Origin of the sequence: Dyadobacter sp. CY347 (assembly GCF_021502655.1) — a bacterium.
In the GTDB taxonomy this organism is placed as follows: Bacteria; Bacteroidota; Bacteroidia; order Cytophagales; family Spirosomataceae; genus Dyadobacter.
Genome location: NZ_JAKFFT010000002.1, coordinates 1,339,931 through 1,362,597, shown reverse-complemented (window position 1 = coordinate 1,362,597; position 22,667 = coordinate 1,339,931). Strand labels below are relative to the sequence as shown.

The window sequence follows — 22,667 nt, the reverse complement described above, 5'->3', positions numbered from 1 at the left end:
CTGGTTTTAGCGGACGAGCAACTTCCGGGTGTGTAAGCGATATCCGTCCTGATTTTTAATGTGTAAAATATAAATGTCCGCAGGCAGATCGAATGTATCAAAGCGGGTCACTTTTCCCGGATTTACATTAAAACGCTTACTGGCAAACCCGCGCTTGTTGATGAGCTCGCCCGTCAGCACATCATTACTATTTATCAACTCGTTGTGTATTTCATAAATGTTTTGCTGCTTTTGCAAAACATTTATTTTCAATCCATTACAGGGATCTGCTGTATATACAATTCTGGTAAGTTGGGATTTGCCATCAAAATCGACTTGTTTAAGCCTGTAATAATTACGCCGTTCGGGTAAGGAATCTGTGAAGAGATATTGCTTGGCTATTTTACTTGATCCGGCTGCGTTTACACGGCCGATATCATTGAATGTAACCGCATCGGAACTGCGCTGAATGATGAAATGATCCGCGTTAACTTCTTCGCTGGTCGTCCAATTCAGGTTCACCTGACATTGTTCGGCCCGGGCTTCAAAGCTTGCGAACCGAACCGGCAGGGCATCATTTATAGCCGTGCTGAAAAACGCAAATGAAGCGATGGTAACAGCAATTTCCTGGATAGTGAATTCCGACATCTCCACAGCCTCGCGCGCATCCGTATAGCGCCGAAGCACCGGATAAGGATCCTCTTTTTTAAAACCGTACGGATATCGGTTTGCCGAATCCTGTATCGCAAAACTGGACGGCCTGTTCATCACCAGCGACGCGGCGGGGCCAAATACCGGGATGCCTGGAACCGCCTCGGTGTATTTGTTTTCGACTGTTGACCAATGTAAAGGAAATTTAGGGGCGTTCTTGCCAACACCCGTTATCATGCTTTTTGACAGTGGGTTATTTCCCAAAGGAATGTCGAGCTGTATTTTAGCCAGATCCAGTAGTTCCGGTTTCGACAGCAGAAAACTGAACATAATGTAGTCAAAAGCATAACTCTGTGCCATACCAAACGTGCCGTAGCCGACAAAACCCTCGAAAGGATGATAAGCGCCGTGATAAGCATGAATGTCCATCGTCCTTTTGTTGTAATTGACCAGCACTTCTGTATTAAGTTTTGATTTGAATTCCGCGACCGGCGCGTTATCGATCGGAAATTTTGTTGTTGAATATGCCCAGGCCGCTTTAAAAGTGTGATGCGCCCAACTCATGGTAGCGTGGAACTGATGCGGAATTTTTGCATAGTAGTCCAGGAAAGCATTGTTATACATTGCTTTACCGGTTGTTTTGTAAAGTTCGGCCGCCGCCCAGGCGCGATTGTCCAGGTCAATCGGATCAGGATACGGGCCGGCGGAAATGCCAGGCACACTAACAGGTGCTGATGCTTGCGGATGCAGTTGGAGAAAGGAAAAGGCTTTTTTAGCCATATCAAGACAGCTTTCTGCATAAGTAGGGAAATAGGTTTTCAGGTTCCGGGCACTCATTGCCATCGCTGCCGCAAAAAGTGCTGTGGACTGCGTTGTCTTTTCGGATACAAAAAGCGTGTTAACCTCATCTTCCGGCAATCCCGTAGACCAGGTTGCGGGTGTAACCCGGAAATACACGCCGCCATCCGGGGCCTGCATTTGTTTCAGCCAGTCGGTTTCATATTTTATCTCGTCGAGCAGATCAGGAATGTTGTTGCCGCTTTCGGGAATGTTGAGGTAATTGTCCGGAAACTTTATTTTATAAAGCTCATAAGCAGTGAAAAGAATAAATAAAGCACTCGCCGCAGTCGGAACATAGCGCCCGTAGTCCCCGGCATCCAGCCAGCCTTCTGTCATCGGAATCTTGCTGCCGACAGCTGGATCGAAGGCGTCATGAAGCGGAGACGAGGCATGGGAAGAATGGATTTCCGCCACAGTAGCCGGCAACCCACCCCGCTGCCAGTTTCCTGCGTGTGGCATATCCAGTGTTCCTGATCGTTGGTAATACAAGGCCCTCGACGTGTGCTTATGTAAATCATCGTAAACTTCATCAGCAATGGTGAATGTTTCAGAACGGCCATAACCTTCTACATACAAATAATATGTGCCGGGAATGGTCAACTCCGAAAAATCCAGGTCGAAAACCAATTCACCGCTGAATGATGAATCGGCTTTCAAAAACTTACTTATGCCGCTAAAAACAGCTTGATCCGACTCGTCTCGAACCTCAAAAACAGGTGTATTGACCGAATCAATGGGCATAAACCAGGCATCACCCAGAAAGTTGCCCAGCTTGCCCAGCTTCGGGCTGTCAGCCAAATACCCAACCTGGTTGGCCTTTATATTTTCATAAATAGCAAAGTCACTAAAAGTGAATGTGGTATCTAGCGAAGCCGCATTACCAGACACGTCCTTTATTTTGTTGACTGTCAAACGGTATACGTCAGCATTCATCAGTGGTTTATCAAAAATCAAATACAATTCGTACGCAACAACCGGCGCCCCGGATGAAGGGAGCAATCCCTTGACGTAATGGTGGCGGCCGATCTTAACGGGATGTTGTTGCTGCTGGTAAGCCGGATCTGTTTGGCTTGTCAGACTATAATTGGCCGTCTTATAGCATCCCGTCGTATCAAACCGCTCGCTAACACTAATCTTTAAAATGCTGCTCGAAACCGGATGTAACGAGAGCTTAGGCGATGTTAGATCGACAACCTGAATGTCATCGACAAAATAGAAAAGCTGGTTTAAAGTTGTAGTTGCAAATTCGAGATATTCAATAGAACTGAGGTCATACCCTTGCTTTTTGAACAATTTCAGCGGGATTCTGACTTCCTCATAATCGGTAGTAATCCCGCCCCCACCCTGTATATACGGGGCAATATCGACCCAATTACTTTGCGCGAAGTAAGTGGTAAGCCGTATGGATGTGGTTTGCGAGTTTTGATTTGACTTTATAAAAAACCGAAGTTCATCAAACCCTGAAATATCCACCCGCCAGGCATTGCTGCAATTAAACCCAATTTTCGGCATATGAAACTTATCCGGCTCAGCCCGAAAACAAGCATCACCAGCATAGGCATCCGCCCCCGAAACCACAGACCCGTAGGCCTTGTTGCAACTAGCCGGATTTGCTTCACCGTCCCAAAGTGTTTTTGTCTGAGAAAAGCATGGCACAGCAATGACGGCCATAAAGAGAAAGAATATTTTGCACATAATAGCACTTGAATGTTTGCTACATACAAGCGCTAAATCGGTGCCATACCAACTGTTTTTAAACAGAGAGTTTTTAGGAGGCGGATTTGAATGATTGATCGGTAAATTTCAAGCACACCGGCTTTTGAAACTCGTCCAATTAGATTATAAGCTATACTTATAATACACATTATGAGATAGTTAAGCTAAAATATTTACTGAAAATCCTATGGAAATCTATTAGCAATTGCATAGCTTTACCTATTCAAATTTCAAATAAATCAACACGCTAACCATGGAAACTACAAATTGCAAGGCTCGTCATTATACGATAAACGACTGGGACCCAATTGTGTCAGCAACCATCTCATCTTCCTGCGGCGGGGCGTTTTTAGGTGGGACCTTGTTTAATATGACAGGCGCGCTCATTGGCGGAGCATTTGGGATAATCATCGAGATTTGGTCGTTTATGCGATCGCAAAACCACCGAACTCAAAGTGAAAGCTTATAATTAATTGCTTCTGGGTTTGTGAATTCTCTGCAACTTATTCTGGACGAAATTCTGGTTCCACGGACTATATTCATGCTGGCATTTTTAGCTAGCATTCTGTACCTGATTATTTACAAGTGTCAAAATCGCTTCGGGCAAACAAATCTTCCTGGTTTCATCGGAACGGGCTTTCAAATCATGTCCATTATAAGCGGCTGCAAACTCGTCATTCGCGTACTGATCGAGCTGCATACGATGGAAATGGATAAGTTTTACACGGGCTACGGCGGGGCAACCGTGATTTGGATTTCGATCGTTGCTTTGAACAAGCGATTGAGCCGAACCGAGGGTGTCTAACGTTTTTGGAGCACCTTAATACATCGATCAAACCTTTCCATCTGCATTATGAATGTTGATATCCTGAGTCCCTCTGCGTGATTAGCCCTACTTTTCATCAACTCATTCAAAAAGCAAACCGGCCCGCAAGCATCGCTTTCATCAAAAAATTCTCGGATGCAATCAACTAACTGATCTTTTTGAACATTGAGCATTTCTTGCCTTAGAGCACTCATTTGCCGGTTTAGTAGTGTTAGTTCACAGTTTGTTTTTGATTCTTGCGTTGTTGCCATACATTTACAATGTTTAATTATTACTGATTAAACTCCCCCGGAGCATCGTGGCCTCAGAAACTTAGAAGCTCCGGGTTTTTCTATATGAAATAAAAGTCGAGTTTTCCGACAAATATTGGATAAAAAAATTTAGTTCGGTGTGAATGTTATCTCAATCTTAACATCGATTTTACCAAATTCAGATAAGATGTTTTCCATTCTCTTTTCAGAAATTCCTTGCTGATAAGTATAATCCTTCCAAGCACTTGTATACCTGCCCTTTTTCACGTCCGGCGGCAAAGCTGGGTAAATATTCTTCGCCCACCAGTCAAACGCCTCTTTCATTGTTGAAAATTTCTTCATGGTCAAATGTAAGCAAAAAGTCCGAACTTCCGACAAAATATTTAAAATATGCAAGCCATTGCTATTGATGAAAAGGAGAATCTTTCATTAATTTTTCACAATCCAGTCGTATAAATATTCTAATGACTTTCCCATGGTGGAAAGATTAGTTTTTAAATGAAGAGCAGGAATATCCTTGTATGCGGGTCGGTGCGTGATTGTCCGGAAACAACCTGGGCATTTCCAATGTTCATGAGATGCTTTTATACGTAAATAATGGCATCCGTGCGCTTCGAGGAAACGTATCCAGTCTTTAAGCTTAATAGGCCGATTATTTCCCAACTATGCAGCTTGTAAGATGGAGGTTTTTACTTGTTCAGGAAAATCGAAATTTTGTAATATGTCTTTTTCGTCAAAGTGGAGCCAGGCAAGCGGCTGGTTCGACGATGGCTGTGGATTCCATCCCATCTTGGACAGTTCATCTTTCCGCTCGGACTCGCTGACACCGAACAGATCCTCAAAAAGAGTCTCTAAATTTTCCTTTAACGCGTTTACAGAATCCTCCTCATCAATGCCATAACCGGAAACATTCAGGGATGGTATGATACTTAATGTATGGTCGCCCTGCTGGCCCGTGTAGACAATAAGAATGCCTTCGATTTCGTCTTCGGCCAAAGTGAGAATCTCCGACTGACATTTTTCAGCTTGATCCCAGTGGCTAACTTCTCGCAGTTCAAAGGTCGTCATGTCCGACAGTTTTGTTTTCATGAGTTTGCTGGGAGATGTTTGATGTTATTTCACAAAGAAATACCCAGGCCTCAACTAGACACAATTTACAAATTTTCCGCTCAGTATGAATTATTTGTCGGCGCACAAAAAAAGCACCTAACAAATAAATGTTAAGTGCTTACACGTGATCCGGATGTGATTCGAACACATGACCTGCTGCTTAGAAGGCAGCTGCTCTATCCAGCTGAGCTACCGGACCGAAATTCTAACTTACTCTTTCAAAGAAAAGGCAGTAAACAGTATCTGCATACGGCTTACTGCCTTTTTTTCGATGTCGGGGAGACAGGATTCGAACCTGCGACCCTCTGGTCCCAAACCAGATGCGCTACCGGGCTGCGCCACTCCCCGAGGTATTTTAATTGCTAAGCTGAGTCTCGATTTCGTCTAATTGTCAGCTCCTCTTTTTACTCTTTTAAGATCGGTGTAGAGGAAGCGGGATTCGAACCCGCGGTACCCTTGCGAGTACGGCAGTTTAGCAAACTACTGGTTTCAGCCACTCACCCATCCCTCCTTCTTTCCGTTCTGGGTTGCAAATATAGAAGGTTGCCTCTCAGAAAAACAAACATTTCCCTAAAAAAACTTTATCAGAAGCCACAATTGCCTATTTTTGAAAAATTTTAAATTACCCCAAAGCGTTCATTATGAACTGGAATTACCCCTTTGAGACCACTGAATATTTATTTATATTTTTTTTTATTTTAATCTACACAGCCTACATAATCCGCACAGTCCGCATCGCACGGCAGCTGCAAACCACCGCAAGAACACTTATCCTCAAACTTTTTTTACGCACCATTTCCTTCTCCCTACTGATCATTAGTTTGCTCGGACCTTCTTTCGGGGAGGCCGACCGGCAGATTCAATCGAAAGGCAAAGACATCTTTATGCTTGTTGACCTTTCCAAGTCGATGGATGCGGCCGACGTGACGCCTTCGCGGCTTGAAAAAGTGAAGTTTGAAATGAACCGGTTTGTGCAGAACGAAAGGGCAAACCGGATCGGGATCATTATTTTTTCCAACAAAGCATTTATTCACGTGCCCTTGACATATGACGGCGCGGCTTTGGAATTGTTTATCCAATCCTTACAAACGGATCTGCTGGAAACGGGCGGAACCAACATTTGTGATGCTACCGAACTGGCTTACAGCAAATTGATGAATGCTGCCGACCCGGACGGTCGTTCTAAAATGATGATCCTTTTCACAGATGGCGAGAATAATTCCTCATGCAGCGGCGCACTTTATAACAATCTACGCAGGTTCGGCATTGGGGTTTATACGGTGGCAGTTGGGACGAAAGTGGGCATCAGCATTCAGCAAAACGGGAAGCCTTTGATGGACAAAAACGACAAGTTGGTGATCAGCAAACTGGATGAGAATTTTCTTAAAAATATGGCTGCGGCATCAAGAGGCACTTATTACGAGCTCAACAATTCGAAGAATGATATGCCGAAACTGGTCAATGACGTAAACCAGGCCGAGGGAACACTGGTTGACTCGCGGACGATCACGGTGGTGAGTAACAAATACTATTATTTCCTGGGCGCTGCGCTGCTGCTGATCCTGCTCGATGTTTTAATTACCATCGGAACGTTCCGACTGTAAAGATCAATGCTTATTTTTGCGTCTCACTGTGACCGCCTATGACCGCCATTATTCTTTACGTTTTGCTCTGGCTTTGGGATAATCGGACTTTCGATTCCATTACCAAGGCAAATGAGCGAAAATTAGGTGCGGAACAGGCGTATAACAACAAACAATACAAGCAATCGGCAGAACTGTATTATCAGATTACATACGGTTCCATTTTTTCGGACCCGGCTGCACGGCTTAATCTGGCACATTCGTATTACCAAATGGGCAATTATAAGCTGGCGCTCAAACATTATCAGCTGCTGGATCAGATTGATAATAACACCATTGCATCCATTGCCAACAGCCAGATCGCATTGATCAAAGTCAGTCAGAAGGATACTGCGAATGCACTGGACTATCTGAAAACCGCGCTACGCCTCGAACCAGGCAATGATTTGGCGAGGAGTAATTACATTGTTTTGAAAAAAGCATTTTCAGGATTTGACAAGCCTTCTAACCTCAATAACAAGAAGAAAAAATCGGAACGTGACGCGATTGCCGAAACCAGTAACCAGCCGCCGCCAGAACCGAAACCTGAAACCAGGGAAGTTGCCGAAGACATTCAAAAGGAGGAATTGCTGAAAAGTTTGCGCGAAATGAATATGTCTGAGGAACAGGCGCGTGCGATATTGGATGCCATGAAATCAAACGAATCGCAATATATTTACCAGCTCAGAAGGAAGCAATACAAGCAAAAAACTGCAAAACAAGACGAAATAGAGTGGTAATTTTTACTATAAAATGATGAATAGCATCCCAGAAACCAACTTTCAATTTCCAGGCCAGACAGGGTTTTACAAAGGCAAAGTACGCGACGTTTACTCCTTTGAAAAAAAACTTGTCATGGTTGCCAGCGATCGCATTTCCGCTTTCGACGTCATTTTGCCTCGGGCAATTCCCTATAAAGGTCAGGTGTTGAACCAGATAGCCGCGCATTTCCTGAATGCAACGTCTGGCATCGTCCCGAACTGGCTGGAAGAAGTGCCGGACCCGAATGTGAGCATTGGCCTGAAATGCCAGGCATATCCGGTTGAAATGGTTGTGAGAGGATATCTGGCCGGGCACGCGTGGCGGGAATATTCAGCAGGTAAGCGCTCCGTTTGCGGCGTTTCGTTGCCCGATGGATTGAAAGAAAATGATAAGCTTCCGGAACCGATCATTACGCCGACAACCAAGGCGCACGAAGGTCACGATGAGGACATTTCCCGCGAAGAAATCCTTGCACAAGGGCTGGTAAGTGCAGACGATTACGAACATTTGGAAAAATATACGCTGGCCCTGTTTGCAAAAGGAACGGAAATGGCCGCGGATCAGGGTTTGATTTTGGTGGATACAAAATATGAGTTTGGGCAATTGGATGGCGTCATTTATCTGATTGACGAAATCCATACGCCGGATTCCTCGCGCTATTTCTATGCAGACGTATATGCGGAAAACCAGCGGGCAGGACTTCCCCAAAAACAGCTTAGCAAGGAATTTGTAAGGGAGTGGCTCATTCAGAATGGTTTCCAGGGAAAAGAAGGCCAGAATGTGCCGGTAATGGATGACGAACGCATTCAGCTGATCTCCGACCGTTACATTGAGCTTTTTGAAAAAGTGACGGGCAATAAATTTCAGAAGAACAACCTGGACAATCCATTGAAACGCATTGAAAACGCGATTTTGAGAGCACTATAAGCACATTCTGTTGATATTTTATTAAAAATCTTGTTTGAACAAAACAAAAAATTGAAATGAACTATAAACTGGAAAAGAAAGAACAATTTGTATATATCGAGCTGGAAGAACCTGCATTTGCGGGGGATGTTCCGGCAGCATTTGAGGAAACGGCGAAGGGCATTTTTCGCGAAGGATATCACAATCTGATTGTGAATATGCAGCCGGTAAAGTCGGTGGATGCCGCTGGAACCACGATTTTGAAAAAAATCAATTGGCTATGCACCAATGACCTCGGCCTGCTTGTGATTGTAACCCGGGACGACGATTTTATGGACTTGCTGGAAGATCTTAAAGTTCCCGATATGCAAGTGCTGCCGACCAAGGAAGAAGCTATTGACGCGATTTTCATGCACAGCCTGGAAAACGAATTCGGCGCCGGTGACGATGGCTACGATGATGAAGATTACGACAATGTAACTGAATCCAAAGAGCCTTAACCAACGCTTTTATAGATTAATGTTACTAAATACAAACGTCCGGCTTTTCAAAGTCCGGACGTTTTTTTTGGTTGATTAAGAAAGTTTTATTATTTTAACAAGACGATATTTGGATTTAGGTAAGATGGCTTTATGGTGGTTTTTGATTATGATTTTGGCAACTAATCACTATAAGCACTGATCATTCTATCAATATTTCTATATTAATTGTAATAAAAAAATCAAAATGCTGCACAGCTAGAAAATTTTGCCATTTCCTTATTCGGCCAAATATCTTTTATGGTTATCTTGCGTGGCTTTACCCAATTCATAACGGGATGGCACTTTCTTAAAAATTTTTAATTGCTTATTTAAACAAATTCTATTTACGAATTTGTCAACTCTAGAATCTTCGATTAATGTCGCAAATGTCTGAACCAATGGTAGAAAATCAGGGACTGTACCGTCCGGAATTTGAGCATGATGCATGTGGTATAGGTTTCCGGGCTAACATCAAGGGCCGCAAGTCACACCAGATCGTGGCGGACGCCATTCACATGCTCGAACGCATGGAGCATAGGGGTGCTACCGGTTTCGATCCGAACACGGGTGATGGTGCAGGCATTTTGATTCAGATTCCACACGAGTTCTTTGTTGAAGAATGTTCCAAACTTGGTTTTCAATTGTCACCAGCTGGTGAGTATGGTGTTGGGATGGTGTTTTTCCCGGGCAACGAAACCATGCGCGAAGAGTGCCGCGACATTCTGAGCCGCAAAGCCAAAAAACTTGGATTACATATATTAGGTTACAGAAAGGTGCCCACATTGAATAACACATTGGGCGAAGGCTCATTGTCTGTGGAACCGTATGTGGAGCAAATATTCATCAAGCGTCCGGACGAGGTTACGGATGATCTTGGTTTTGAAAGAAAACTATATATTCTTCGCCAGGTTACTGCGCGGATGATTAAGGATACTGTGATCGGCGTTGGCAGAAGCTTTTACTACTCCTCGCTTTCATGCCGCACGATCTCTTATAAGGGCCAGCTTACGACTGCCCAGCTTAAATACTACTTCCCGGATCTTGAAAACGAATCGGTAGTTTCGGCCCTTGCGGTTGTTCACTCGCGTTTCTCAACGAACACATTCCCGTCTTGGGAGCTTGCTCAGCCGTTCCGCTACATTGCACACAATGGTGAGATCAACACTGTAAAAGGAAATGTGAACTGGATCCGTGCCGGAGAGAAGTCATTTGCTTCTGAGTTTTTTACAAAAGAAGAAATGGACATGATCGTTCCGATTTGCGACAGAAACCAATCTGACTCGGCAAACCTGGACAATGCCATTGAATTGCTGCACCTTTCGGGCCGCTCATTGCCACACGTCATGATGATGCTGATTCCCGAAGCCTGGGACGGAAATGAGCAAATGGACCCTGAACGCAAAGCATTTTATGAATACAATGCTGCGATGATGGAGCCTTGGGATGGACCGGCTTCCATTTCGTTCACGGATGGTAAAATGGTGGGCGCAACGCTAGACCGTAATGGTCTTCGTCCTTCTCGTTACTGGGTTTTGGACGACGATACGATCATTATGGCGTCTGAGGCTGGGGTTTTGGATGTGGATCAGTCAAGGGTTGTTACCAAAGGTCGTTTGCAGCCAGGACGCATGTTCGTCGTTGATATGGAGCAAGGTCGCATCATTCCAGATGAAGAAATTAAAGCAGCAGTTTGCTCAGGCCAACCTTATCAGAAATGGCTGGATGATAACAAGTTGCACGTGGATCAATTGGATCATCCGATCAGAACTTACCGTGCTTATGACGACAATGCATTGCTGAAACGTCAGGTTGCCTTTGGTTATACATCGGAAGATTTGCGGATGATTTTGGCTCCTATGGGCCAGACTGGACAAGAGGCGATCGGTTCGATGGGAACGGATGTGCCTTTGGCGGTGCTTTCCGAGCAAAGCCAGCATTTGTCTAATTATTTCAAACAACTTTTTGCACAAGTTACCAACCCACCGATTGACTCGATCCGCGAACGTTCGATTATGTCGCTGATCTCATTTGTGGGTGGAACTGAAAACATATTAACTGAGACGCCGAAACATTGTCGCCAGATCGCGCTTCCGCATCCGATTTTGTCGGTGCAGGAGTTTGATAAACTGCGTTTTGTAGATAAAGACGGTTTTCAGGCGAAAACAATCAACACCTATTTCCGTGCTGACGAAGGCGGAAAAGCGCTTGAAAGAGCATTGGAGCGCATTTGCCGTTATGCAACGGACGCAATTGATGATGGATTCGAAATCCTGATCCTTTCCGACCGTGCGATTGACTCGGATCACGCGCCAATTCCTTCTCTATTAGCGACTGCAACCATTCACCACCATTTGATCCGTGAAGGATTGAGAGGCAAAGTGGGGTTATTGGTTGAAGCGGGTGACGTTTGGGAAACACACCATGTTGCCGCATTGATCGGTTATGGTGCTGCGGGAATTTGTCCTTATATGGCATTTGAAACGCTTTCTTTCATGAACCGCCAGAGAATGATCGAAGGTGAGTTTACGGACGAAAAATTACATTACAACTACATTAAGGCCATTAATAAGGAGCTTTTGAAGATCTTCTCAAAAATGGGAATTTCTACATTGCAGTCTTACCAAGGCGCGCAGATCTTCGAATGCGTTGGTTTGAACAAAGATGTGGTTGACAAATATTTTACAGGAACCATTTCCCGCATCAGCGGCATGGGCATTTCCGAGATTGCGCGTGAAATCCTGGTGCGTCACAAAGTGGCTTACCACGAAACACCGGATTCAAAACCGAAGCTGGAAGTGGGCGGATTTTACCAATGGAAACAACGCGGAGAAGCGCACATTTTCAACCCGGCTTCTGTGCATTTGTTACAGCAATCTACAAAAACTAATTGCTACGAAACATTCAAGAAATACTCTAAACTGATTGATGATCAGAGCCATAAGGCGTTAACGCTTCGCGGATTGCTTCGTTTCAAAAAAGGAACGTCAATTCCGATTGAAGAAGTGGAGCCGGTGGAAAGCATCTTCAAACGCTTTGCTACGGGGGCCATGTCATTTGGGTCTATTTCGTGGGAAGCGCATACCACATTGGCCGTTGCGATGAACCGGATCGGTGGAAAATCCAACTCGGGAGAAGGCGGCGAAGACGAATTGCGTTATAAGCCTCTGGCGAACGGCGACAGCATGAATTCGCAGATTAAGCAGGTTGCTTCGGGACGTTTCGGGGTTACGAGCCATTATCTAAGCAATGCCGGCGAATTACAGATTAAAACAGCGCAAGGCGCAAAACCAGGTGAAGGTGGACAGCTTCCAGGTTTCAAAGTGGACGACTGGATCGGCCGTACGCGTCATTCGACGCCGGGCGTAGGCTTGATCTCTCCCCCGCCCCACCATGATATTTATTCGATTGAGGATTTGGCTCAGTTGATTTTTGACCTTAAAAATGCAAACCGTCAGGCGCGTATCAGTGTGAAACTGGTTTCTGAGGCGGGCGTTGGAACGGTTGCTTCGGGTGTGGCGAAAGCACATGCGGACCACATTCTGATCTCCGGTTATGACGGTGGAACGGGCGCTTCACCATTGAGCTCGATTCGTCACGCAGGTTTGCCTTGGGAACTAGGTCTTGCGGAAACGCATCAGACTTTGGTTAAAAACAAATTGCGCGGACGTGTAACCGTTCAGGCTGACGGTCAGCTTCGTACAGGTCGTGACCTTGCGATTGCGGCGATGCTGGGAGCGGAAGAATGGGGCGTGGCGACTGCTGCATTGGTTGCGGCAGGTTGCATTATGATGCGCAAATGCCATTTGAACACTTGCCCAGTCGGCGTAGCAACACAGAATAAAGAATTGCGCGCGTTGTTCACAGGTAAGCCTGAGCACGTGGTGAACATGTTCCATTTCATGGCCGAAGAGTTGCGCGAGATTATGGCACAACTTGGTTTCAGGACTGTAAATGAGATGGTTGGCCAGGCTCAATATCTTGAACTGCGTAACGATATCAAACATTGGAAATACAAAAACCTGAATTTTGACGCCATCTTGTATAAAGAAGGTGATCTTTCAGTGGCTCAATTCAAGCAGGAAGAGCAGGATCATGGTATTGATAGCATTATTGACTGGGATCTGATCAAAGCAGCGCAACCCGCATTGGATAGTCAGGAGGAAATTTATGCTGAGTTTGCATTAAATAACCTGAACCGTTCGGTGGGCACAATGCTTTCGAATGAAATTTCTAAGAAATACGGCGGACCGGGGCTTCCAAAAGGAAACATTCATTTCAAATTCCGCGGCACTGCCGGACAAAGTTTTGGTGCATTCAACACAGCCGGACTTCGTCTGGAACTGGAAGGTGATGCCAATGATTATTTCGGAAAAGGCCTTTGCGGTGCCGAGCTGATCGTTTATCCAGACCGCGATTCGAAATTCAAGCCGGAAGAGAACATTATCATTGGTAACGTTGCTTTTTACGGCGCTACTTCGGGTGATGCTTATATTCGGGGAACTGCCGGAGAGCGTTTCTGCGTGCGTAACTCAGGTGCAAAAGTAGTTGTAGAAGGTGTTGGTGACCATGGTTTGGAATATATGACAGGTGGTTTGGCTGTGATCCTTGGTGACACAGGAAGAAACTTCGCTGCGGGGATGTCTGGCGGTGTGGCTTATGTTTTGGATAAAAACGGCACATTTAAAGAAAAAGTGAACATGGAAATGGTTTCGCTCGATCCATTGAATGAAGAAGATCAGGGCATCCTGCGTGAATATCTGGATAAACATTTCCAATACACGACCAGCAACATTGCATTCCAGCTGATCCAGAACTGGGAACAGTCAGTTAAGCAATTTGTGAAAGTGCTGCCTGCGGATTTCAAGAAGGCATTGGAAGGACGCAACATTACGCTTGCACAGCAGATTGCGGATAAAAATGTGGTTTACAAAGATATCGTGGTGGATGTAGTTCATCAATAAGCGGTTACCAACATTAAAGCAGTCATTTTTCATTAGAATAACGATTTAATAAGCAATATAAGAATGGGAAAACCAACCGGATTTTTGGAGTTTGAAAGGGAGTTGCCAAAGAAGAGAAGCATTGATGAACGTCTTTCGGATTACCGTGAGATTGAAACTGCCCCTACCGACTCTCATTCCAAACAGCAGGCAGCCCGTTGTATGGACTGCGGAATTCCTTTTTGCCACAATGGCTGTCCGCTGGGCAACATTATCCCTGAGTTTAACGATGCGGTGTATGATGAAAACTGGGCGCTGGCTTACGAAATCTTATCGTCAACCAATAACTTCCCTGAGTTCACAGGTCGCATTTGCCCTGCTCCATGCGAAGCTTCTTGCGTGCTAGGCATTAACAAGCCGCCGGTTGCGATTGAATACATTGAAAAAGCGATCATTGAAAAAGCTTTTGAGCTCAATCTTGTTAAACCAAGAATACCTAAATTCCGCACAGGCAGAAAGATTGCCGTTGTGGGTTCAGGACCTGCGGGAATGGCTGCTGCTTACCAGCTTAATCAAGCCGGACACGGAGTAGTTTTGATGGAACGGGCTGACAAAATCGGTGGACTGGTTCGTTACGGAATTCCTGATTTTAAATTAGAAAAAAGCATTATCGACCGTCGTTTGGCGGTGATGGAAGCCGAAGGCGTCGAATTCCGCACGAATGTAAATGTAGGCGTAACGGTGAAAGCGAATGAACTGCTTGATGAGTTCGATGCGGTTTTGCTAACCATGGGTTCAACGGTTCCAAGAGATGTGAAAATCGAAGGCCGCCATCTGAAAGGCGTTCATTTTGCGATGGAATTTCTTAGTCAACAAAACAAACGCAACGCCGGCATTAACCCGGAAGTGGACCACCGCGGCGCTCCTTATACGAATGGACAGATCATTGCCAAAGACAAACACGTAGTTGTGATCGGTGGCGGTGACACAGGATCTGACTGTGTAGGAACTTCCGGACGTCATGGCGCAACTTCAATTACCCAAATTGAATTAATGCCAATTCCCCCAAAAGACCGCGATGCAAGCACGCCTTGGCCGAACTGGCCGATGATGCTGCGGACGTCGACTTCGCACGAGGAAGGCTGCGACAGACATTGGTCTATTAATACAAAAGAATTTGTAGGCGATGAGAATGGCAATTTGAAAGAATTGAAGATCGTTGACCTCGACTGGCAAAAAGATCCTGAAACGGGCCGTATGCAAATGAAAGAAGTGGCCGGAAGCGAAAGAAACATTCCTTGCGACCTTGCATTCCTTGCCGCCGGATTTTTGCATCCGCAACAAGAAGGTTTGCTGAATGACCTGGACGTTGAGTTTGATGAACGCGGTAACATTAAAACCAATGGTTACCAATCCACTTCCAATGAAAAAGTATTCGCTGCGGGCGACTGCCGCCGTGGACAATCACTTGTGGTTTGGGCCATCAGCGAAGGCCGTGAAGCAGCAAGAGCTGTGGATGAATATTTGATGGGACAGTCGTTTTTGGAAGCAAAAGCGGTTTCTATGTTCAATCCAGCATTCGCACATGCCTGATCCAATGCAAATGATTTAAGATAATCGCTCAATTTTATTAGTAAGAAAGCTGCTCAAAACGGGCAGCTTCTTATTTTATAACCCTTTATATTTGGCCCATATTCGCGCCGGACACCATTATAGAATGTTCTTACACCACTCACCTTTTTGGCTGAAAGCATTTTTCCCGGATTTCATCTGGCGCATGCCCACGCGCGAAAAGCAAATTTTCCTGACTTTCGACGATGGCCCTATTCCGGATATCACGGAGTTCGTGATCGATACGCTCAACCAGTTTAACGCGAAGGCAACGTTTTTTTGCATTGGAAACAATGTTGAAAAGCATCCTGATATTTTCCAAAAACTCCTTGATAACCAGCATGCTATCGGCAACCATACATTCAATCACATGAATGGCTGGAAAACAAAGGATGCCCTGTATCTGGACAACATTAAGCAGTGTGATGCGCAGCTCAATGTGCAGACCAACCTTTTCAGGCCGCCGTATGGAAGAATGACAAAAAGCCAGTCTCGGATTGTGAAAAAAGACCGCAAGATCATTATGTGGGACGTTCTGAGCGGGGATTTTTCCAAAGAGATTTCGCAGGAAACTTGTCTCAGGAAATCGGTCCGTTATGCGCGCCCTGGCTCAATTGTTTTGTTCCACGACAGCATTAAAGCCGCAGCTAATATGCAATATGCGCTTCCGAGGTTCCTCGACCATTTCAGTAATCTGGGATTTTCGTTTGAAGCGCTGGCAATGAAATAAGCTAAGAAGCTTATATTGAATACTTTACTTAAACAAACATTTGAAATAGTACATGCTTCCAACAGGCAATCGCATTCAAATAAGCGTACTCGTCGCCGCACGGAACGAAGAAAAAAATATTGAAAGGTGTTTACAATCACTTCACGAGCTCAATTTTCCGAAAGAAAATATTGAAATAATTGTCGGCGACGATGATTCCGACGACCAGACAAATCAGCTGGTTTCCAGTTTCATCTACGACAAGCCGCAGTTTAGAAGCATCAAAATCACCAGTCAGGTCGCTGGGTTAAAGGGAAAGGCTAATGTATTGGCGCAACTGGCGCATGCAGCAAAAGGCGAATATTTTTTTTATTGCGATGCCGACATTGTTGTCCAGCCCATCTGGATTTCCGAAATGCTTGCCCATTTCAAAGCGAATACGGGCATTGTTATCGGGGTAACGAGGATGAAACACGTTCATTTGCTGGCCGATCTGCTTTCGATGGAATGGCTGTTTGCCTTGACTGCAACCCGCTTTTTCTCCCTTTTCAAGATACCCATAACCGGGATGGGCAACAATATGGCTGTCACTCGGGACGCATATTTTGCGATCGGCGGTTATGAAAAAATTGGCTTTTCGATCGTCGAAGATTACACACTTTTCATGGGCATCGTGAAGCAAGGCTATGATTTTCAAATGGCCTACAAACCCGAAGTAATCAGCATTTCGGAACCTATGAACACTTTTCCGGAGTTATTAAGGCAACGGAAAAGATGGATGCACGGCGTGATGGATTCCTACTGGCTGACTCGTTTGAGCCTCTTCGTTTCGTCGTTGATCGTTCCGATATTGTTATTGGTTTCCATATGGTTTCCGATCAATGTATTGTCGAGCATGGTGCAGTATTATGCGCTGGTGACCGGCATTTCGCTCACGGCCGTTTTTATGCTCAAACAATACGATCTCTGGAAAGCCGCACTGCTTTTCTGGTTTTATATGATCAGTATAGGGGTTATTATGCTGATTAATTATTATCTCCCAAGTAAAACGATCTGGAAAGGTCGCGAATATTAAAATACATTTAAATGATTGAAACCCACGCACATATATATAGTGACGACTATGCGGATGACCGCACTGCCATGCTCGAACGCGCCTGGAACGCGGGCATAGAGCAGATCTGGATGCCCAACTGCGACCACGGAACCATTGACGGAATGATGGAGCTAGCCACACTTTATCCAGGTAAATGCCTGCCGATGATCGGGTTACATCCCACTTATGTGAAGGAAAATTTTGAAGAAGAGCTCACCATTATGGAAAGCTGGCTGGAAAAAGCCGACTTCATTGCCATTGGCGAGATCGGGATGGATTTGTTTTGGGATAAAACATTTCAGGAGCAGCAGGAAAAGGCATTTTTGTACCAATGTAAATTGGCGCGAAAACACGATTTATGGATCGACATTCACAGCAGGAGTGCATTTTGGGAAACTGTAAAATTGATTGAGGAATTTGGCGATCCTCAGTTAAAAGGCATTTTCCACTGCTTTACCGGAACATTGGAAGAAGCCAATAAAGCCATTGAATTAGGCTTTAAACTCGGTATAGGCGGTGTGGCCACATTCAAAAATGGTGGTTTGGACAAAGTCATTCCTTTTGTAGGGATCGAACATTTGGTTTTGGAAACTGACGCTCCTTATCTTGCGCCCGTGCCCTATCGCGGCAAAAGAAATGAAGTTGCTTACATTGATCTCGTAGCCGAGCGCGTGGCTGATTTAAAACAGATTACCAAGCAGGAAGTGATTACGGCAACCAGTAATAATGCCCGAAAAATGCTCGTAAAAGCTTCTTAGCCTTCCAAAACCGATTTGAATGTTATACAGTAAAATACACATTAACCCCATTTCGCCCGAACCAACCGTCGGCTCCGTGCTCGTCATTTACACTGGCGGGACATTGGGAATGGTTTACGAAAGCAAAGGAAAACAGCTCGTCCCGTTCAATTTCGACCAGATTATCGACCGCGTCCCAGAGATCGGCCGACTCAATTTCGACATCACATTCCTCTCCCTTTCCGAACCCATCGACTCGTCGAATATGAACCCGGAAATATGGATTGAACTGGCGACGATCATTGAGCAGGAATACGCGCAGTACGACAGCTTCGTCATTTTACATGGCACAGATACAATGGCCTACACAGCCTCGGCGCTTAGTTTTTTGCTCGAAAATCTCAACAAACCCGTCATACTTACCGGCGCACAGTTGCCCATAGGCGTGGCGCGTTCGGATGCGCGTGAGAATGTGATCACTGCCTTGGAGCTGGCCGCAGCGAAGAACGTAGACGGCCAGCCGATGATTTCGGAAGTTTGCATTTATTTTAATTCCATGCTACTCCGCGGTAACCGCAGCAAAAAGCGCGAAAGCTCTGATTTCAACGCATTCCATTCCGAAAATTACCCTGCCCTGGCCAATGCCGGGGTGCGCATAGAATACAATTCGCCCTACATTAAACCGCACGACCCGAACCAGCAACTAACTGTCCACAAGAAGATGGATAACCACGTTGCATTCTTGAAAATGTTCCCAGGAATCAGTCGGTTGGTCGTCGATTCCATACTCAAAATCAACGGATTACGAGGTGTTGTCCTGGAAACTTACGGAGCAGGCAATGCTACCACAGCGCAATGGTTCCTCGACGCCATCAGCAGCGCAATCGAAAGAAAAATCGTCATTTTCAATGTATCCCAATGTGACGGCGGACGCGTCGCCCAGGGCCATTACGAAACCAGCCGCTTCCTCAAACAAGCCGGCGTAGTAAGCGGCTCCGACATAACCGCCGAAGCGGCCATCACAAAAATGATGTATGTTTTTGGGAAAGAAAGCGACCCGAAGAAATGCGCCGAACTGCTTGCAATGCCGTTAAGGGGCGAGATGAGTGTATAAAATGTTTAGGCGTATCTGCATATAAGGGAAGTTTTGATTTGCATTTAAGGTCATAAAAGCTATCTTTGCACCCCTTACCACAACATAGAGAGGTGTCCGAGTGGTTGAAGGAGCTACCCTGGAAAGGTAGTATATGGGTAACTGTATCGAGAGTTCGAATCTCTTCCTCTCTGCAAGTAAGAATAACAAAAAGCATCAAAAGCCTGTAAATCATATATTTACAGGCTTTTTTGTTTTTCAGATTGAACCAAATTTTGCAAATATTCTCAATGTCTAGGTGAGCATCGGGTGAGCAGTGCAATGAAAGAAAAAAAATGCTCACCTAAACTGCTGTAACAATCTGAATTACACCCTGTTCATCAGATAAACATCTTGATTTTTTGGAAGCATCGGTAGTAGTTTTGTTCCACTAAATATCGAATGTTATGTTATCAAGAAATCTGACTATGTTTTTTTATTTGAAAAAACGTAGTAACTACAAAAGCGGCAAACTGCCAATTTACATCCGCATTACAGTAGAAGGAGAGCGAATGGAAATATCAACCAAGAGGGAGTGTGAACCAGAAAAGTGGAATTCTCAAACTGGACGAAAAAATGGGTTAAAGGATGATACGAGGACTTTGAACGCCTACCTAGACGCCCTTCAATTCAAAATTTATGAAATACAAAGGCAAATCATCGAATCAAATTCATCTTTAACAGCTGAGTTAGTCAGAAACAGGATAAATGGAGTAGCGGACAAGTCAAAGGGAATTTTGGAAGTGTTTCAAGATCACAATAAGAAATTGGAACAACTTGTAGGAAGCGACTATGCGCTTGGTACGTTAACACGGTACAAGACCACTTACGACCACACAAAGACATTCATACTCTGGAAATACAAAACGTCTGATGTCGACATATTAAAACTAGACTACGACTTCATCTCAAGTTTTGAGTTCTGGATGAAAACTGTAAGGAAGATTGGTCATAACACAACAATGAAATATCTCACGAACCTAAAAAAAATCGTTTTTATCTGCATCAAAAACGGGTGGCTCGCAAAAGATCCTTTCATAGCTTTCAAAATGACCATTAAAGAAGTAGATAGAGAGGCTTTGACTTCAATAGAAATTCAAAAAATTTCCAACAAGGACTTTGAGAACGAGAGACTAGATCAGGTTCGAGATATATTTCTATTTTGCTGCTATACAGGTTTGGCATACGCGGATGTCTTCAAACTCAAAAGGTCGGAGATTATTGATGGAATAGACGGAGAAAAATGGCTATCGATTAGAAGGCAAAAAACAGATACGCCTTCGAGGATTCCTGTTTTGCCAATGGCAATGATGGTGCTTGATAAGTATCAGCAACATCCACAATGTGTAACCAAAGATAAGTTGCTTCCTGTACTTTCAAATCAGAAAATGAATTCCTATTTAAAGGAGATTGGTGATGTTTGTGGGGTCACGAAGCCCATTACCTTTCACCTAGCTAGGCACACTTTTGCAACTACGATCACCCTTACCAACGGCGTGCCGCTCGAAAGTGTATCTAAGATGCTTGGGCATCGCAATATCAAAACGACTCAGCAGTATGCGAAGATCGTTGATAAGAAGATTAGTGATGACATGAGGAACTTGAGGGCAGTTCTTGAACAAAAATAGAATGTACAGAGATTTAGCGCTACCGGAACTTACTCCCAACTGATACTCATTCGGTAGCGCAAACATTTTAAAATCTCGGTGAGTTGAGTACGTTTTAACGCGTCGCTTTGAAGACTACTGTAATTTGATTTGGTGTACCACTATTCCGTAATTTGAAAGTGGCAAAATCTACCATCTTTGAATCTAAAAGGGAAGGCAAACTGAAGGGCGCTAGAGTACTATTATACCACCGAATTTTTAGACGGCTCCCAGCGGTTACAAAATTCGATTTAATTTAAATAAGCTGTATCGACTGACCCAGTAGGTCTTACCTTTAGGTGGCTACTGGATTATTCTAAACAATAATTCAGTAGGTAAATCAATGATGATTATGAAATACAAAAAGACCTATTGTTGCGATCGCATTATATACCCTGTGAAGAATTGTGCTTTGAAATAGAAATGGCAAATATCTCCATTGTTTTACTTCGGCCTTTAAGCAGGTTCTCTCCAACCGACCTTATTGCATAGGTGGCCGGAAGCTGAAGTATTTTAGCCAGGTCTTCCGATACCAGCAGGTCAGCATCAAAATGGTTGCAAAGCCCCTGGATCCTTGCGGATGTATTGAGGACGTCGCCTGTGAAGATGATTTCTTTTTTTAGCGACCCGATCTCTCCGGCAGTAACCATTCCTGAATGCAGCCCCGCTTTGAATTCCGGCAAAAGACCGAATCTACTGTTGTACTTTTCAGCCTGATGTTCCAAAGCGCGTTTCATTGCAAAAAAGCACTCGATACTGTTATTATTTTTTAACCCGTCTTTCAGTTTCCAGCAGATGATCATCTCATCACCGGCATATTGATAAATTGTGCCGGCATAGTCAATAACAGCTTCTGAGAGATCGAAGAAATATTCTTTTAACATCTCGAAGTAACTGACATGGCCCAGATTTTCGGCAATTGTAGTTGAAGACTTCATATCCAGAAACATAAATATCCTTTCTTCTTCAACAGGATGATGGTATTTTCCCAGAAAAAAGTTACTCAATGTACCCACCCCAAGGCTTTGGCTGAATTCAGCGTAAAATTGAGTAATCACGATGATCGAAGCAATGTATACCATGATACCAATCACAGCATAGTTGTTGAAAAACGCCCAAGCCGGAGATAGCAGGTTCTCTATGGAATATACGTCATATGTGTATACAGTATTGGTGACGGTAATAATGACAAGGAACACAATCACAATGACCAGATAAAGAAGGGATTTGAAGATGATCTTTTTAGTGAAACTCTTTTTAATAAACCACTTACTGAAATAACTGATTTCCAGAATCCCTGTCAATAGCCCCATCATCAGGCCTGACGATGGGAGTAAAAAAATGTTTCTTGCAAAATTGTAGTCAACGCCCGTAGAGGGATAATGGTCCAGGTTTCCGATAATCCCTTTCTCTAGCATGGCAAAGATAAGGCTGAAGATAAACCATAATACACCGAAAGGAATGACACCGGCAACATTTCTTCTGGTTTTTGGTGATAGCATAGATCTAGACAGGTGAATTAGCGATCAAAATAACCTAAATTCTAAATATAATGACCCGGTAATTTACCATTCTGGATTACAGGATTGTTGAAAAAATCTTTCTCTTATCA

At 44.4% G+C, this 22,667-nt stretch carries 16 protein-coding genes and 4 tRNA genes; 13 read left to right on the top strand and 7 right to left on the bottom strand.

Translation table 11 applies throughout. The features are described from left to right. Positions 1-6 precede the first annotated feature (6 nt). Entirely contained in the window at positions 7-3,165 is a 3,159-nt protein-coding gene (locus L0659_RS06505) for a glycoside hydrolase family 9 protein (RefSeq protein WP_235124918.1), read from the bottom strand. Positions 3,166-3,832: 667 nt separating this feature from the next. Between L0659_RS06505 and L0659_RS06500 the strand changes: the two genes are divergently transcribed. Further along, entirely contained in the window at positions 3,833-3,991 is a 159-nt protein-coding gene (locus L0659_RS06500) for a hypothetical protein (protein WP_235124917.1), read from the top strand. A 401-nt stretch (positions 3,992-4,392) separates the two neighbouring features. Here the strand turns inward: L0659_RS06500 and L0659_RS06495 are convergent, their stop codons facing one another. The 5 genes from L0659_RS06495 to L0659_RS06475 form a co-directional block, all read right to left on the bottom strand. After that, positions 4,393-4,587, bottom strand: coding sequence for a hypothetical protein (locus L0659_RS06495; RefSeq protein ID WP_235124916.1), 195 nt, complete (start codon positions 4,585-4,587; stop codon positions 4,393-4,395). A 339-nt stretch (positions 4,588-4,926) separates the two neighbouring features. Next, complete coding sequence (locus L0659_RS06490) at positions 4,927-5,352, bottom strand: hypothetical protein (protein ID WP_235124915.1); 426 nt, start codon at positions 5,350-5,352, stop codon at positions 4,927-4,929. 146 nt (positions 5,353-5,498) lie between these two features. After that, positions 5,499-5,572, bottom strand: a tRNA-Arg gene (locus L0659_RS06485). Between the two features lie 75 nt (positions 5,573-5,647). Then, positions 5,648-5,721 (bottom strand) — tRNA-Pro (locus tag L0659_RS06480). A gap of 76 nt (positions 5,722-5,797) precedes the next feature. Then, positions 5,798-5,884: transfer RNA gene (locus L0659_RS06475), tRNA-Ser, on the bottom strand. Between the two features lie 130 nt (positions 5,885-6,014). On the opposite strand from L0659_RS06475, the gene L0659_RS06470 reads away from it, so the two are divergent. The 12 genes from L0659_RS06470 to L0659_RS06415 all read left to right on the top strand — a co-directional run bounded on the left by L0659_RS06470 (position 6,015) and on the right by L0659_RS06415 (position 21,037). Next, positions 6,015-6,977 (top strand): VWA domain-containing protein, encoded by a 963-nt coding sequence (locus L0659_RS06470; protein WP_235124914.1) that lies wholly within the window; start codon positions 6,015-6,017, stop codon positions 6,975-6,977. A 38-nt stretch (positions 6,978-7,015) separates the two neighbouring features. Further along, positions 7,016-7,735: a hypothetical protein gene (locus L0659_RS06465; protein WP_235124913.1), complete on the top strand. Its 720-nt coding sequence runs from the start codon at positions 7,016-7,018 to the stop codon at positions 7,733-7,735. Between the two features lie 16 nt (positions 7,736-7,751). Beyond that, positions 7,752-8,684 (top strand): phosphoribosylaminoimidazolesuccinocarboxamide synthase, encoded by a 933-nt coding sequence (locus L0659_RS06460; protein ID WP_235125256.1) that lies wholly within the window; start codon positions 7,752-7,754, stop codon positions 8,682-8,684. 56 nt (positions 8,685-8,740) lie between these two features. Then, complete coding sequence (locus L0659_RS06455; RefSeq protein WP_235124912.1) at positions 8,741-9,163, top strand: STAS domain-containing protein; 423 nt, start codon at positions 8,741-8,743, stop codon at positions 9,161-9,163. Between the two features lie 398 nt (positions 9,164-9,561). Then, on the top strand, positions 9,562-14,145 hold the full coding sequence (gltB, locus tag L0659_RS06450; RefSeq protein ID WP_409018768.1) for a glutamate synthase large subunit: 4,584 nt from the start codon (positions 9,562-9,564) through the stop codon (positions 14,143-14,145). Positions 14,146-14,208: 63 nt separating this feature from the next. Continuing rightward, complete coding sequence (locus tag L0659_RS06445) at positions 14,209-15,717, top strand: glutamate synthase subunit beta (protein WP_235124909.1); 1,509 nt, start codon at positions 14,209-14,211, stop codon at positions 15,715-15,717. A gap of 124 nt (positions 15,718-15,841) precedes the next feature. Next, on the top strand, positions 15,842-16,465 hold the full coding sequence (locus L0659_RS06440) for a polysaccharide deacetylase family protein (RefSeq protein ID WP_235124907.1): 624 nt from the start codon (positions 15,842-15,844) through the stop codon (positions 16,463-16,465). Between the two features lie 52 nt (positions 16,466-16,517). Further along, positions 16,518-17,519: a glycosyltransferase gene (locus L0659_RS06435; protein WP_235124905.1), complete on the top strand. Its 1,002-nt coding sequence runs from the start codon at positions 16,518-16,520 to the stop codon at positions 17,517-17,519. Between the two features lie 11 nt (positions 17,520-17,530). Then, positions 17,531-18,298: a TatD family hydrolase gene (locus L0659_RS06430; protein ID WP_235124904.1), complete on the top strand. Its 768-nt coding sequence runs from the start codon at positions 17,531-17,533 to the stop codon at positions 18,296-18,298. A gap of 19 nt (positions 18,299-18,317) precedes the next feature. Continuing rightward, positions 18,318-19,391 (top strand): asparaginase, encoded by a 1,074-nt coding sequence (locus L0659_RS06425; protein WP_235124903.1) that lies wholly within the window; start codon positions 18,318-18,320, stop codon positions 19,389-19,391. Positions 19,392-19,477: 86 nt separating this feature from the next. After that, positions 19,478-19,564: transfer RNA gene (locus L0659_RS06420), tRNA-Ser, on the top strand. Positions 19,565-19,816: 252 nt separating this feature from the next. After that, positions 19,817-21,037, top strand: a complete 1,221-nt coding sequence (locus L0659_RS06415; protein WP_235124902.1) for a site-specific integrase — start codon at positions 19,817-19,819, stop codon at positions 21,035-21,037. A gap of 404 nt (positions 21,038-21,441) precedes the next feature. Here the strand turns inward: L0659_RS06415 and L0659_RS06410 are convergent, their stop codons facing one another. Then, positions 21,442-22,557 carry an adenylate/guanylate cyclase domain-containing protein gene (locus tag L0659_RS06410; RefSeq protein ID WP_235124901.1) on the bottom strand — a complete coding sequence of 372 codons (1,116 nt, stop codon included), beginning with the start codon at positions 22,555-22,557 and terminating at the stop codon, positions 21,442-21,444. Positions 22,558-22,667: the final 110 nt, after the last annotated feature.